Below are 13,626 nucleotides of genomic sequence, written 5' to 3' on the forward strand. Positions count from 1 at the left end.
ATGCCAGCTGCAGACCTCGTAATGCTCGGCAATGTGGTGACGGTCAACGACAATCAGCCGACGGCCGAAGGTCTTGCGGTCACCGACGGCCGGATCGTCGCGGTCGGTGACCGTGCCGAGTGCGAGCAGTGGATCGGGCCCGATACCCGCGTAGTCGACGTAGGCGACGGTTGCGTGCTGCCGGGCCTCATCGAGGCGCACGGGCATCCGGTGATGGAAGCAATCATGCTGTCGGATCGCACCGTCGACATCCGGCCGGTCACCTTACGCAGCGCCGAGGAAGTGGTGGCCGCGATTCGCAAGGAGGTCGAGCTTCGCGGCGCCGACGGCGCTTATGCGGTCGGCTGGGACGCCCTGCTGCAACGCGGCTTGCCCGAGCCGTCGCTGGCCTGGCTCGACGAGATGGCACCCGATACGCCGCTCGTGATCATGCATAACTCCGGACACCTCGCCTACTTCAACTCGGTCGTCGCCCGACAGACTGGGCTGACCCGTGACACACCCGATCCCAAGGGCGCTGCCTACGGTCACGACGCCAACGGCGACCTCGACGGCACTGCGTTCGAAACCGCGGCCGTCTTTCCGCTGCTCACCCCAGTGCTCGATCCCGCGACGTTCCCACAGCACTTGCGCGCGGAGGGCGCCCGGCTCAACCGTGCTGGAATCACCACCTGCTCGGAGATGGCGTTCGATCCGGCGCTGCGACCGCTGCTCGAACAGATGCGTGATGAGATGACTTGGCGGCTGCGCGCCTATGAAGTGTCCAACCCTGAGATGCATACCGACGTCACCCCCGGCTACGGCGACGACGTCTTCCGGCAGGTGGGCATCAAGATCTGGGTCGACGGTTCGCCGTGGATCGGCAACATTGACCTGTCGTTTCCCTATCTGGACACCGACGACGTCCGAACGATCGGGGTGCAACCCGGTTCCTGCGGTCACGCCAACTACACCAAGGACCAGCTGCGCGAGATCGTTGGCGCCTACTTCCCGAAAGGCTGGCCGATGGCCTGCCACGTGCAAGGTGACGCCGGCGTCGACACCATTCTCGACGTATACGAGGAGGTGCTGCGTGCGCACCCGCGGCCCGATCACCGGTTGCGGCTCGAACACGTCGGGGCGATGCGACCGGAACAGTTCCGCCGCGCCGCCGAACTCGGTGTCACGTGCAGCATCTTCGTCGACCAGATCCATTACTGGGGCGACGTGATCGTGGACGGATTGTTCGGCCCCGAACACGGCGAGACCTGGATGGCGGCGGGTACCGCTGTTGCGTCCGGTATCCGGATTTCGTTGCACAACGACCCGCCTGTGACTCCAGAGGAACCGCTGCGCAATATCAGCGTGGCCGCCACCCGGATAGCGCCGAGCGGCAAGGTGATGGCGCCCGAGGAGCGAATTTCGGTAGACCAGGCGATCCGGGCGCAGACGATCGACGCGGCCTGGCAGCTGTTTTCCGAAGACATCATCGGATCGATCGAGGTGGGCAAGTACGCCGATTTGGTGGTGCTTTCCGCCGATCCGCGGTCGGTGCCGCCGGAAACGATCGCCGACCTGGAGGTGCGCGCGACCTACCTGGCCGGCAAAGAGGTCTACGCGGCCTAGCCTCGGACGAAGCGCAACGCCTCTTGGGCGAGGTCCGTCCAGTCCAGCTTGGACTGCGGGTCCAGGCTGAGCCATTCCTTCATCGGCGTGCCCTTGTTCGCGTCGAAGCGTTCGCCCTGTTTTTCAGCGACGAGTTCATCTATGCGTTTGCGCGGGAGCTTCACCACCAGCCGGCCGCGGACGAGCATCGCGAAGATCTTGCGGTCGACTTTGAGGGCCGTGGAACCGAAACCGGTCCCGCCGCCCGGCGGCGTGACACCAGGGTATTCGAGCATTGCGTCCACTACGTTTTCGAACCGGCGCTCGGCGTCCATGGTTGCCGAAGCTACCCCGAGGCACCGACATTTCTTGGTGGGTCGATGTTGTGCACACGTGTGTGTAGAGCGGGCGGCGGAACCTCGGCCTGCGATGTGTGTATGCAGGTGTGTATACGCGTTATGCGAATCAGAAGGCAACGCCCACCGAACCCCACCTGCGACCCGCTTCGCACGGTTTGCTCTCATAACAGGATCGCCACTGTGAAGGAGAACCGATGACAGCCGCAACGAAGCCGCTCGCCGGAAAGACCATGATCATGTCGGGCGGCAGCCGCGGCATCGGACTCGAGATCGCCAAGCGCGCCGCCGCCGACGGCGCCAACATCACGCTGATCGCCAAGACCGACACTCCACATCCCAAGCTGCCGGGGACGATCCACACGGCGGCCGCGGAACTCGAGGAGGCCGGCGGCACGGTGCTGAAGTTCGTCGGCGACGTCCGCATCGACGAGCAGGTGGAGCAGGCAGTCCAGCAGACCATCGACCGGTTCGGTGGCATCGACATCGTGGTCAACAATGCCTCGGCCATCGACTTGTCCCCCACGGACGCCATCTCGATGAAAAAGTACGACCTGATGCAGGACATCAACTGCCGCGGCAGCTTCCTGCTCTCCAAGCTGTCCATCCCCGCGCTGCGCGAGTCGGCCAAGGCCGGCCGCAACCCGCACATTTTGACGCTGTCGCCGCCGCTCAACCTGAACCCGCGCTGGGCTGGCACCTCCCTGGCCTACACCATCGCCAAGTACGGAATGTCGCTCACCACTTTGGGTTTGGCGGAGGAACTCAAGAAGGACGGGATCGGCGTCAACTCGCTGTGGCCGCGCACCACCATCGCCACCGCCGCAGTGAAGAACCTGCTCGGTGGCGACGACATGGTGGCGAATTCGCGCACGCCCGACATCTACGCCGACGCCGCCTACGTGGTGCTCACCTCGCCGGGCAAGGAAACCACCGGCAACTTCTTCATCGATGACGAGGTGCTCACCGCCCACGGCGTCACCGACCTGGACAAGTACCGCGTCGTCCCCGGCGACAGCAAGCTGCAGCTGGACTTGTTCCTCGACGAGTGAGGTAGCGCCCTCGGCCCCCTGTGCCCCCCGTGCGTGAATTTTCACCGCCCGCGGTGAAAATTCACGCACGGGGCGGAGGAAAAGTCCCGAACAGCCGGGCCCAGTTTTCTCGACTGGTCAGGCTGGGCACCGCCTCCCGGTAGCGCTGTTGCACCACCGGCGCCTCCTTGCGCAGCCGCCGCAACACCCGGACGGTGCGCAGCAACAGCGCCCGCGCTTTCGCCTTGTCGCGCTGCCGGATTCGTACCCCGGACTGCGACGCGTCGGTGACCACCGCATGGTCGAACAACGCGATGTGCCACCAGTGCGCATCCTCGCGGGTGATGCCGACCGGGCCGCGCTCGACGCGGCCGAACCACTGCCCGATCGCACGCTTCACCAGCACCGGAGTCGGCCGGCTCGGCTCGCCACCCGCCCGGCGGGTTCGCAAGTCCGCGGCACGAACGGGCGCGGCGGTCGCGTCGTGTTTGACAGTCTCCGGATGCTCGGCCCGCGCGGCCCTGACCCGGGCCATCGACTCGATCCCACCGTCGCGCAACACATCTGGTCCGGCCAGGAAGTCCTCGATGCCGGCCAGGGTCGTCTCGACAAGCCCGTACTGCATCGCCACGAGGTGCTGGGATAACTCTTCGAAGAACTGGCGCGCAAGGAATTTCGTGTCGAGGTCACTGTGCAGTGCGCCGACGATCAACGAGTTTCGGGTGCTGTAGTACCGCGCCCAGTCGTCGAACTCTTTCCAGTAGAAGTCGGCGTGCCACACGGCCGCGTTGGGCAGCGTCACGGTCACGAAGCCGGCCTCGCGGGCGCGAATCCCGTACTCGACGTCGTCCCACTGGAAGAAGATTGGCAGCGGCAGGCCGATCTCGGCGACCACCTCGGCCGGGATCAGACACGTCCACCAGGCGTTGTAGCCCGCGTCGACCCGCCGCTCCTGGTTGCGCTTGAGCATGCTCGTATTGCGCAGCGCCTTGGGCACCTTCTGGCCGTGCCGCAGCTTGTGCAGGTTGACATCTTCGGCGCCGACGTTGAGATAGTCAGGGTTCAACAGAAACAGCATCTGCGCGCCGACCAGCGTCGGCGACACCGTCAGGTTGGCGAAAGCATTGAGCCGCAAGACAGTTTCCGGCTCACAGAGAATGTCGTCGTCCATCAAGATGACGTCAGCATGCTCGTTGGCGGCCGATACCTCGTACAACCCACGGGTGAAGCCGCCTGCCCCACCGAGATTCGGCTGGCGGAGGTAACGCAACTTTTCGCCGAGCCGTTCGGACGCCTCGGTGAACAGGGCCCGATCCTGCACCAGATCGGTGCCCTGGTCAACGACATACACGGCGTCGATGGCCGTCAACACCGTGTCATCAGAGGCAAGCGCCGCAACGGTTTTCGCGCAGTCGTCGGCGCGGTTGAAGGTGCAGATCGCGATCGCGACCGGGCGCACGTGGTCGGGGGCGTCGACGGTCCACTCCAGCGATTCGACGCCAAGCGGGCCGCCCAGCGCATCGAACTCGACCCACAGCGCGCCACCGTCGATGAACTTGTCCAAGGCGGCCGTCAGTTCGACGGTTCCCGATTCGGTGAGGTCCACAGCGTCGACCACGCGCCGGTGCCCGGCGATGTCGGACGCAACCAGCCACACCCGCGCGCGGTCACCCACGTGGAGTTGCGCGGTCATGCGCACCTCGCGAACCGTCGTCCAGCGCTGCCAGTAACTTGCCGCAAACCGGCCGAAGTAGGTGTTGGTGTGCGCCTTCACGCCCTTGGCCAGGCGCATGCTCAACCGGGTTCGGGTCGCGTCCCCGTCGACGACGGCATAGAGGTCTTCGCTGATCGTCGGGGTCGGCGCGGTGAACACGCCGCGCTGCACCACCAAGCGGTCCGGCGCGGAGTGGTCGTGCAGCAGGGCGCTTGGTGCGGCTGCCGTGACGGCACCCGCCTCGGCGGAAGACGCCGGTAGATCCATGTGATTCCTCGAAACTTGCTCCGCGCTCGTCGCTGGTCGCGCCCGACGATACCCACCGTCTCCTACACGTGGCTACCAGGAGGTGGCGGCCGAGTGAGCATCGCAGCGCGGAACGCGCGAGGAGCGGAACGAGGCCAGAACCGACCAGACAGCCCGCAGGTGGCGGCCGAGTGAGCATCGCAGCGCGGAACGCGCGAGGAGCGGAACGAGGCCAGAACCGACCAGACAGCCCGCAGGTGGCGGCCGAGTGAGCATCGCAGCGCGGAACGCGCGAGGAGCGGAACGAGGCCAGAACCGACCAGACAGCACGCAGGTGGCGGCCGAGTGAGCATCGCAGCGCGCAACGCGCGAGGAGCGGAACGAGGCCAGAACCGACCGGACAGCCCGAGCCTACGGCTGCACACTATGGTCAACTGACTGCTATCCCAGGTTTTTGGAGTATCCGTGCCCCAGACGCGTACCACGCCGCCGCGTTTCGAACGCGTGCTGTGGTGGCTGGCGATGGTCGCGGTGATCGTCGTCGGCTTCGTCGTCATCGGACTGCACGAGCACCGCTACTTCTACCAGGACGACACCGAATCCGGCGCGATCGGCAACTGGCTGCAGTTGGGCCGGATCATCCGCGCCGGCCACTTTCCGTCGCTGGTGCTCGACGCCTGGATGTCCGGCAACTACCCCGTCGAGGGCCAGGGCGGGCTGTGGAACCCGGTCCAGATGCTCATCAACGTCGTCGCGCCGAGCATCGACAACCTCGCCCTGTTGGCCGCCGGGGTGAAGCTGATCTTTTCGATCATCCTGGGCTGGGGAATTTTTCGGGTCGCGCGCGAATATGGTGCCCGTCCCGGTTGGGCCGCAGTCGCCGGTGCCAGCGCGCCCTTCGCCGGATTCACGCTGTTTTTCGAGCAGCCGTCCTGGGTTACCTCGCTCATCGGGGCGGCGTGGGTGCTGCAGGCCTGGGCCAGTGGAATTCGCTACGCGCGCGGGAAGAGCGGGCCGATCCCGGTGTTCGTCTTCCTGTACCTGGCCATCACGGTCGGTTACGTGCACGCGGCGCTGATGTCCGGGCTGGTGATCGCCTGCCTGATCGCCGGCGAATGGCTGGTGGCACGATCCTGGCGACCGGCTGCCCGGGTGGCCGCAGCCGGTATCGCAGCTGCAGCGGCGGGCGCGATCACCTACCTGCCGGGTGTGCTGAGTTCCGGGGTGACCTGGCGCGACGGCGCGCAAGGTGTGGTCAACAACAACTTCCTGGTGGCGCCGTGGTCTGAGACGCTGACCGCGTCGATCCCCACTTCGGTATCGAGCATCCAGTCGTGGTCGGGCGAAACGACCTACGCGCCCGTCACCTACATCAGCTGGTTCGTCGTTCCCGCGCTGGCCTTCGTGGCCTGGCGATCGGTCGGCCCGGCGCTGCGCGAACTCGCGGCGCCCGCGGCCTTTCTGGTGGCCATCCTGCTGTTCACCGCCGGTCCCAGCGACATCGGTCAGATCCGCTGGCCGGCCCGGCTGCTTCCGTATGCGGCGATCACGGTGCTGATCCTGGTGACGGTCCTGCTGAGCCGGTTCGGCACCTTGCGGCCGCTGCGGCCGCGGCTGGTCGCTGCCGGGTTGATCGTCCTCGTGCTGTTGTTGCGCGCGGGATCGTCGGGTCCGCAGTACTTCGGCAGGCACGCGCTGTCCGCGCTGTTCATCATCGTGGTCGGCGGGCTGGCGCTGTATCTCGCGCGCCGGTACGGGCCCAGATCCGCGGCTGCACTGCTACTTGTTCCGATCGTTCCGATTGCGCTCTACCAGGTCTCGTCCTATCCGCACGTGCTCACCCAGTGGTTCTTCCCGACCACCCAGTCGGCGGCCAAGGCGGAGTTCCCCGACTTTCCCGGCGCCAACCTCCAGTTGGGCAACCGTGGGCTGATCAAAATGGCCCCCGGTCCGCACTCGCCCTGGCACGCGCAGGTCTACGGCAACTACGCCAAGGATCTCGACCTGAGCTACGTGAACAACTACACCCCGGTCGGCCACATCGACTTCTCGCAGTTGCTGTGCATGACCTACGACGGCTCTACCTGCAAGGACGCATTCCACAAGGTGTTTGCGGTGGACCCGTGGACGCAACGCACTTTCGTGGATCTGATGATGATCGACCGGGTGATTCTGCAGCGCAAGCAGTATCCGCACGTCGACCAGCAACCACCGCCGCCCGGATGGAAATGGGTGCCGGTTGCCGGCGAGGCCGGTCGTCAGATCGCTGTCCTTGAACGCGTCGACGGCCCGGTGTCGACGCGCGGCAACCGCATCAGCGCCACAGTGAACGCGTCGGCGACGCCGGAGGAGTCCACCACAAACACCGCACGCGCGCGCGTCAGCTCCGATCACGGCGGGAGTGTGGTGTTCGCCCGGCTGGCGTGGCCGGGGTACCGCGCGACACTCAACGGTCAACCGCTGCAAACCAAAGGTCTGGGCGGGGTGTTTCTCTACGTCGACCTGCCGCCCGGCACGCACGACGCTGAGCTGGTGATTTCCTTCCGCCCGCCGGGGGAACGCCTCGGATTTGCCGGGATGGCGTTCGGTGTCGTCGTGTTGTTAGTGCTTGTCGGAATCGACCTGCGCAGCCGCCGGAAACGTCGTCCGCGAGCGCATCCGACTACCCACCCCACCGACACCAGCGACCCGATCGAGGCCATGCAGCCGATACAGTAAGCCGTGTGACGCCGAACCGTATCGACCCGGATATTCCGGCGCACCGCATCTCCGTTGTCGTTCCGGTCTATCAAGGCGAGCTCACACTGCCGAAGCTGGTCGCCGAATTGGCCGAATGGACCCACGAGCACAGCACGCCGGTCGGACGCCCGATGATCGTCGAAGAGGTCCTGCTGGTCTTCGACCACGGCCCGGATCGATCGGCCGAGGTCATCCGCTCGCTGGCCGAGGAGTACTCATTCGTGCGCCCGGTCTGGCTGAGCCGCAATTTCGGGCAGCACCCGGCGACGCTGGCGGGGATGGCCTCCACGGGTGGTGAGTGGATCGTCACGATGGACGAGGACGGCCAGCATGATCCCGCCACGATAGGCGCGCTGCTCGATACCGCACTCGACGAGCAGGCCGCCGTGGTTTATGCCGAGCCCGCCAACCCCGCACCACACGGTCTTGCGCGCAACGCGGCGTCGAAATCGGCGAAATGGCTGCTCGCGGGCCTCATGTCGGTTCCGGAGATTCGGCGCTACCAGAGCTACCGACTGATCCTCGGCGAGATCGGCCGGTCGGTGGCGGCGTACGCCGGTTCCGAGGCTTACCTCGACGTGGCCATCGGCTGGATCGCCGGCCGAGTCGCGACCACGCCGGTTCTGCTTCGCGAAGAGGGTGATCGGCGTTCCGGCTACCGGCTGCGAACCCTGCTCTCGCACTGGTGGCGGCTGACGCTGTCGAGCGGCACCAAGGGTTTGCGCCTGGTCAGCATGATCGGCGTGCTTTTCGCGGGTTGCGGTCTGCTGTTGGCCGCATACGTTTTGCTGTCTTACGCGTTTTTCCAGAGCACCGCCGACGTACGCGGCTGGGCGTCGACCATGATCGTGCTGCTGTTCGGGTTCGGCGCGACGCTGTTCTCACTCGGCGTGATCGCCGAATACATCGGCGTCAACGTGAAGACGGCCATGGGCAAGCCGCCCTACCTCATCGTGACCGACGCCGCCGACGGTCCGCTGGGGCGAACGCAGGTTCGCGGTAGCCGGTCTTGACCGCCGCAACCGTCAAGAACACCGCGCCGGCCTGGGTAATCGGCAGCGGCGGACTGCTCGGCGGTGCCGTCACTACCGAACTGCGCCGCCGCGGCAGCAATGTCACCACGTCATCGATCGACTGGACGAACGAGCACCGGGCCGCCGAGCAACTCGCCACCCACGCACGGTCCGTGGTAAATGCCGGAGACCGTTGGCGGGTGTTCTGGTGCGCGGGCGCCGGCGTGAACGGCACCAGCACACAACAATTCGCCCAGGAACAGCGCGTACTGCAGTCGCTCCTCGACGTCCTGACCGAGGCGCCCAACGCCGCCAACGGCAGCTTTTTCTTCGCGTCGTCGGCGGGCGGCGTGTACGCGGGCACACCGGATGCGCCGCACACCGAAGCGTCGACGCCGATGCCGCTGGGCGACTACGGCCGCGCCAAGATCGATAGCGAGGCCGCGGTCCGCAGGTTCAGTGAGAGAACCGGCTGCGCCACCGTGCTAGGCCGCATCGCGAACCTTTACGGTCCCGGTCAGAATCTGACCAAGCCGCAAGGACTGGTATCGCATCTGTGCCGCGGCTATCTCCTCGCCCGGCCGGTGCCGATCTATGTCCCGATGGACACGCTGCGTGACCTTCTATTCGTCACCGATGCCGCCGAAATGGTGGTTGACGCGGTCGATGTCGCGCTGGATCGGCCGGGCGACTGCGTCACGAAGATCTTCGCCACCGGGCACAGCGTGTCCATCGGCGCGATTCTCGGCGCGTGCCGCATGGTTTTTCGGCAGCCGCCGCGGGTGATCATGGCCGCTTCGCCGCTGGCCGCGCTGCAGGGCAGGGATCTGCGACTGCGCTCGCAGGTGTGGACCGAGCTCGATCGACGCCCGTTCCGGACGCTGCCGGCCGGCATCGCCGCCACACTGCAATCGATCCGAAGCGCGGTGCTGCGATGAGCCAATCCCCGCCGATGACCGGCCAGCCGGGCCCGTTGATGCGACTGTTCAAGAACCAGGCCGTAGCGTTCCTGCTGGTCGGCGGCTTCAATACCGCGCTGGGCACGGCCTGGTTCATCGGCTGGCAACTCGCGCTCGGCGACCGGTTCGGCTACCACTTCGCGATCGTCGCGGGCTACCTGTGCAACGTTTTGTGCGCCTTCGCCATGTATCGCTACCTGGTGTTTCGGGTGCGCGGACACTTGCTGCGCGACCTGTGGCGCTTCATCGCCGTGAACTTCGGCGCGTTCGTGTTGAACCTGGCGCTGATGACGCTGGCGGTGTCGGTGCTCGGTGTGCCGCCGATCCCCGCGCAGATTGCCATCACCGCAATCTCAGCGACGGCCAGCTTCTTCGGCTACCGCGACTTTTCCTTCCGCCGACCGAAAAAGCCAGTTCCTGTCAAGAAAGCCGCCACGCCATGAGTCCGCGCGTATCCGTCGTGGTGCCTGCCTACAACAACGGGCACTTCATCGCCGAAACCGTGCAGTCGATCCTCGACCAGTCCTACCGCGACTTCGAGCTGATCATCGCCGACCATTCTTCTACCGATCACACGCTGGCCGCGATCGAGCCATTCCAGCACGACGGTCGGTTGCGCCTGCTGCACACCGAGGCGGGCGGCGGTGCGAAGCGCAACTGGGATCGGGTCAGCCAGTCGGCGTCCGGCGAACTGCTCAAACTGGTCTGCGGCGACGACCTGATCCACCCGGACGCGCTGGCCGAACAGGTCGAGGCATTCGACGCCCACCCCAGCGCGGTCCTGGTCGCCACCCAGCGCCGGTTAGCCGACGCCCGCGGTGGCACCGTGATTTCCGCGCGTGGCCTTGGCGGCCTGTCCGGCCTGGTGCCGGGTGATCTCGCTGCCCGGCGCGCCGTTACCGCGGGCGCGAACATCTTCGGCGAGCCGGCGTGCGTGATGCTCAAGCGCAAGGAACTCGAGGCCGTCGGCTGGTGGCAAGACACCCACCCCTACCTGATCGATCAGGCCACTTTCATCGCGGTCGCGCTGCGCGGGGATTTTGTCGCGATCCCCAAGCCGCTGGCGACATTCCGGATCAGCTCCAACCAGTGGAGCGTGCGCCTGGCCACCGAGCAGGCCAAGCAGGCGGCCGGGTTTCACGCAAAACTGCGTGCCACCCACCCAGACCTACTCAGCCGCCGCGACGTCTGGGTGGGCGACGCGAAGGCGCTCGCGACCTCGTTCATGCGGCGGGCGGTGTACGTACTGCTGAATCATCGGATGAAGCATCCGCGCCAAGACTGAGTGACGTCGATCCTGTCGGTCGCCCCTGCTACACAGAACAGCGAAGGGGGGTCACCATGGGGAATATGACAGCAACGAACTCCGGGCCCATGACGGTCAAGGACCTGGAGGGGATGCCGGATGACGGACGTCGTTATGAGCTCATCGACGGAGTGCTCATCGTGACGCCGACGCCGGGTACCCGCCACCAGCGGATAGCGCTTCGGTTATTCGCGCTGCTTGATGACGCGTGTCCACCGGAGTATGGGGTGCTCGCCGCGCCGTATGCCGTGCATTGGGGCGACTACATCGAGTTGCAGCCCGACGTGTTGGTGGGCCGGTTCGAGGACTTCACGGCGCGAGATCTGCCGGTGCCGCCGGTACTCGCCGTCGAGGTGCTTTCGCCGAGCACCCGGCTCATCGACCTGAACACCAAGAAGGCGGTGTACGAGCGGCTCGGCGTGCCCAGCTACTGGGTGATCGATCCAGCCGAGCCGCGGCTGACGGTATTCGAACTGGATGACGGCGCGTATCGCGAGGTAGGCATCGCCGTCGCAGCCGAGGTGTATCAGGCGGCGAAACCGTTCTTGGTCCGTGTTGTCCCGGCAGAGTTACTCGGGCGATGGGGACACTAAATCGCCTGCTCACCCTTCTCCGCGTAGCCGCGCTCGGTAACCGCCTTGTGCGGGCGCCACCATGATTCGTTGTCCCGGTACCACTGGATGGTTTGCCGCAATCCGTCGCGGAAGGACTCAAATCGTGGAGTCCAGCCCAGTTCGGTGCGCAGCAGCGTCGAATCGATGGCATACCGCAGGTCATGGCCGGCGCGATCGGTGACGAAGTCGAAATCGTCTGCCGAACGGCCGAACTCTTCCAGGATCATGCCCACCACGGTCTTGTTGTCCAACTCGCCGTCCGCGCCAATCAAATAGGTCTGGCCGATGCGGCCGCGCTGCAGAATTTCCCACACCGCGCGGTTGTGGTCTTCGACGTGGATCCAGTCCCGCACATTGTGACCGGCACCGTAGAGCCGCGGCCGTTGCCCGTCGATAACGTTGGTGATCTGGCGCGGAATGAACTTTTCCACGTGCTGATAAGGACCATAGTTGTTGGAGCAATTGGAGATCGTCGCCTGCACTCCGAACGAACGCGTCCAGGCCCGCACGAGCATGTCGCTGGATGCCTTGGTGGCGGAATACGGGCTCGACGGGTTGTAGGGCGTGTATTCGGTGAACCGGTCCGGATCACCGAGTTCGAGGTCGCCGTAAACCTCATCGGTGGAGATGTGGTGGTAGCGCACGTTATAGCGGCGCACCGCCTGCAATAGCGAATAGGTACCCACGATGTTGGTTTGCAGGAATGGCCACGGGTCCGCCAAAGAATTGTCGTTGTGCGATTCGGCCGCAAAATGCACGACCGCATCCACGCCGCTGACCAATTCGTCGACCAGGTCCAGATCGGCGATATCACCGTGAACGAAGTCGATTTTGTTCAGTACCGGCTGCAAGGACTGCCGATTGCCCGCGTAGGTGAGCGAATCCAGCACGGTCACCGTGGTATCGGGGTGATCGCTGCACACCAGGTGCACAAAATTTGCGCCGATAAAGCCGGCGCCACCGGTGACCAGCAGCCGCATCTCCCCGCGTCTCCATCCACTAGACAACTGTTGGAGGCGACATTACCGGGCAAAAATTCAGGCTATGCGGTCGCTGCGGCGAACGTCGCTGCCGATTCGCTCGGTGATGAACGCCGCCACCTCCCGCAATGCCGCGCGGCTTTCCGGCAGATCCGGATACAGAGCCGGAAACGCATGGACCTGTCCGCGCCAAATCTCCAGGGTGCAGGCCACATCTGCGCGGGCGAGCCGGCGCGCCATCAATTCGGCGTCGGCGAGCAGCACTTCGGTTTCACCAGCCATCAACAGCGTGGGCGGCAGGCCGGAGAGGTCGCGGTTTACCGGCGACTGCATCGGGTCGACTCGGCGCCGGTGGCCGGACGCCAATCGGCACACGGCTGCCACTGCCCGGACGGTCGTGAATGGGTCGCGGTGGGCATTGCGGAAGTAGCGTCTGTCACTGCAGTCGAGATTCAGCAGCGGTGACAAGCCAATCAGCCCGGCCGGCAGCGGAAGCCCGGCCTCGCGTGCGGCAAGAGCCGTGGAGAACGTCAAGAATCCGCCCGCAGAGTCCCCGGCAAAGACGACGTTTTCACCGCGCGCGCCCTGGTCGAGCAACCACCGGTAGGCAGCCAGACAGTCGGCGGTCGATCCCTCGATCCTGGTGCGCGGTAGCTGGCGGTAATCGACGCTCACAACCGGCATGCGGGTTCGCTTCGCGATGCTCGCGACAACTCGGCGGTGAGTGTTGAGACCGCAGCACAAGAACGCCCCACCGTGGAAATAGAGCACCACGCCGTCGCGCATGTCGCGGTGTTCGCCTTCGGGACGCACGATCTCGAGCGGAAATCCGTCCAACTGGACCCGCTCACGGAAAATGTTGCACGGTTCGCGCAGGACTCCGGCAATGCGATCGAGCAATACCGCGACCCGGATACTTTGCATGGTGATCGGGGCACTGGCGATGAACGGACGGACCAATCGCCGGGTGGCGGCGTAGGCAACGCGAGACTGTCGGCTGACCCCACGGTCATCAGGGCCGTTGCGGTACCGAATGATCGGAGACACAGACATTTGCCGCTCCTCGCTGCCGATCCGGTTGCTA

The 13,626-nt window shown here is 65.5% G+C and carries 12 protein-coding genes; 8 read left to right on the forward strand and 4 right to left on the reverse strand.

Annotated features, from left to right (window positions below; all coding sequences use genetic code 11):
• The gene (locus FOS14_RS06720; RefSeq protein WP_143769504.1) at nucleotides 1-1,605 is read left to right on the forward strand and encodes an amidohydrolase; all 1,605 of its coding nucleotides are present in this window, start codon (nucleotides 1-3) and stop codon (nucleotides 1,603-1,605) included.
• On the opposite strand, the gene FOS14_RS06725 is transcribed toward FOS14_RS06720, so the two are convergent.
• Complete coding sequence (locus FOS14_RS06725; RefSeq protein WP_143769505.1) at nucleotides 1,602-1,919, reverse strand: hypothetical protein; 318 nt, start codon at nucleotides 1,917-1,919, stop codon at nucleotides 1,602-1,604. The two genes, FOS14_RS06720 and FOS14_RS06725, sit on opposite strands and share 4 nt — an antisense overlap.
• A gap of 218 nt (nucleotides 1,920-2,137) precedes the next feature.
• On the opposite strand from FOS14_RS06725, the gene FOS14_RS06730 reads away from it, so the two are divergent.
• Complete coding sequence (locus FOS14_RS06730; protein WP_143769506.1) at nucleotides 2,138-2,992, forward strand: NAD(P)-dependent oxidoreductase; 855 nt, start codon at nucleotides 2,138-2,140, stop codon at nucleotides 2,990-2,992.
• 61 nt (nucleotides 2,993-3,053) lie between these two features.
• Here the strand turns inward: FOS14_RS06730 and FOS14_RS06735 are convergent, their stop codons facing one another.
• Nucleotides 3,054-4,952: a glycosyltransferase gene (locus tag FOS14_RS06735; RefSeq protein WP_143769507.1), complete on the reverse strand. Its 1,899-nt coding sequence runs from the start codon at nucleotides 4,950-4,952 to the stop codon at nucleotides 3,054-3,056.
• A 444-nt stretch (nucleotides 4,953-5,396) separates the two neighbouring features.
• On the opposite strand from FOS14_RS06735, the gene FOS14_RS06740 reads away from it, so the two are divergent.
• The 6 genes from FOS14_RS06740 (at nucleotide 5,397) to FOS14_RS06765 (ending at nucleotide 11,541) form a co-directional block, all read left to right on the forward strand.
• Nucleotides 5,397-7,649 (forward strand): YfhO family protein, encoded by a 2,253-nt coding sequence (locus FOS14_RS06740; RefSeq protein WP_143769508.1) that lies wholly within the window; start codon nucleotides 5,397-5,399, stop codon nucleotides 7,647-7,649.
• 47 nt (nucleotides 7,650-7,696) lie between these two features.
• Entirely contained in the window at nucleotides 7,697-8,683 is a 987-nt protein-coding gene (locus FOS14_RS06745; RefSeq protein WP_143769636.1) for a glycosyltransferase, read from the forward strand.
• Nucleotides 8,680-9,621, forward strand: coding sequence for an NAD(P)-dependent oxidoreductase (locus FOS14_RS06750; RefSeq protein WP_143769509.1), 942 nt, complete (start codon nucleotides 8,680-8,682; stop codon nucleotides 9,619-9,621). The genes FOS14_RS06745 and FOS14_RS06750 overlap by 4 nt, the downstream gene beginning before the upstream one ends.
• Nucleotides 9,618-10,085, forward strand: a complete 468-nt coding sequence (locus FOS14_RS06755; protein WP_143769510.1) for a GtrA family protein — start codon at nucleotides 9,618-9,620, stop codon at nucleotides 10,083-10,085. Before FOS14_RS06750 ends, FOS14_RS06755 begins: the two co-directional genes overlap by 4 nt.
• Complete coding sequence (locus FOS14_RS06760) at nucleotides 10,082-10,927, forward strand: glycosyltransferase family 2 protein (protein ID WP_143769511.1); 846 nt, start codon at nucleotides 10,082-10,084, stop codon at nucleotides 10,925-10,927. The genes FOS14_RS06755 and FOS14_RS06760 overlap by 4 nt, the downstream gene beginning before the upstream one ends.
• Before the next feature lie 65 nt (nucleotides 10,928-10,992).
• Nucleotides 10,993-11,541 (forward strand): Uma2 family endonuclease, encoded by a 549-nt coding sequence (locus tag FOS14_RS06765; RefSeq protein ID WP_255450117.1) that lies wholly within the window; start codon nucleotides 10,993-10,995, stop codon nucleotides 11,539-11,541.
• On the opposite strand, the gene rfbB is transcribed toward FOS14_RS06765, so the two are convergent.
• Nucleotides 11,538-12,542 carry a dTDP-glucose 4,6-dehydratase gene (gene rfbB / locus FOS14_RS06770; RefSeq protein ID WP_143769513.1) on the reverse strand — a complete coding sequence of 335 codons (1,005 nt, stop codon included), beginning with the start codon at nucleotides 12,540-12,542 and terminating at the stop codon, nucleotides 11,538-11,540. The genes FOS14_RS06765 and rfbB overlap by 4 nt on opposite strands.
• Nucleotides 12,543-12,599: 57 nt before the next feature.
• Nucleotides 12,600-13,595 carry an alpha/beta hydrolase gene (locus tag FOS14_RS06775; RefSeq protein ID WP_143769514.1) on the reverse strand — a complete coding sequence of 332 codons (996 nt, stop codon included), beginning with the start codon at nucleotides 13,593-13,595 and terminating at the stop codon, nucleotides 12,600-12,602.
• Nucleotides 13,596-13,626 lie beyond the last annotated feature (31 nt).

Source organism: Skermania sp. ID1734 (genome assembly GCF_007489285.1).
Lineage (GTDB): Bacteria > Actinomycetota > Actinomycetes > Mycobacteriales > Mycobacteriaceae > ID1734.

Excerpts from the sequence above, each read along its gene's own strand:
- FOS14_RS06775 (WP_143769514.1), bottom strand. The coding sequence starts at position 13,595 with ATGTCTGTGTCTCCGATCATTCGGTACCGCAACGGCCCTGATGACCGT.
- FOS14_RS06755 (WP_143769510.1), top strand. The coding sequence starts at position 9,618 with ATGAGCCAATCCCCGCCGATGACCGGCCAGCCGGGCCCGTTGATGCGA.
- FOS14_RS06720 (WP_143769504.1), top strand. The coding sequence starts at position 1 with ATGCCAGCTGCAGACCTCGTAATGCTCGGCAATGTGGTGACGGTCAAC.
- rfbB (WP_143769513.1), bottom strand. The coding sequence starts at position 12,542 with ATGCGGCTGCTGGTCACCGGTGGCGCCGGCTTTATCGGCGCAAATTTT.
- FOS14_RS06760 (WP_143769511.1), top strand. The coding sequence starts at position 10,082 with ATGAGTCCGCGCGTATCCGTCGTGGTGCCTGCCTACAACAACGGGCAC.
- FOS14_RS06735 (WP_143769507.1), bottom strand. The coding sequence starts at position 4,952 with ATGGATCTACCGGCGTCTTCCGCCGAGGCGGGTGCCGTCACGGCAGCC.
- FOS14_RS06765 (WP_255450117.1), top strand. The coding sequence starts at position 10,993 with ATGACAGCAACGAACTCCGGGCCCATGACGGTCAAGGACCTGGAGGGG.
- FOS14_RS06725 (WP_143769505.1), bottom strand. The coding sequence starts at position 1,919 with ATGGACGCCGAGCGCCGGTTCGAAAACGTAGTGGACGCAATGCTCGAA.
- FOS14_RS06730 (WP_143769506.1), top strand. The coding sequence starts at position 2,138 with ATGACAGCCGCAACGAAGCCGCTCGCCGGAAAGACCATGATCATGTCG.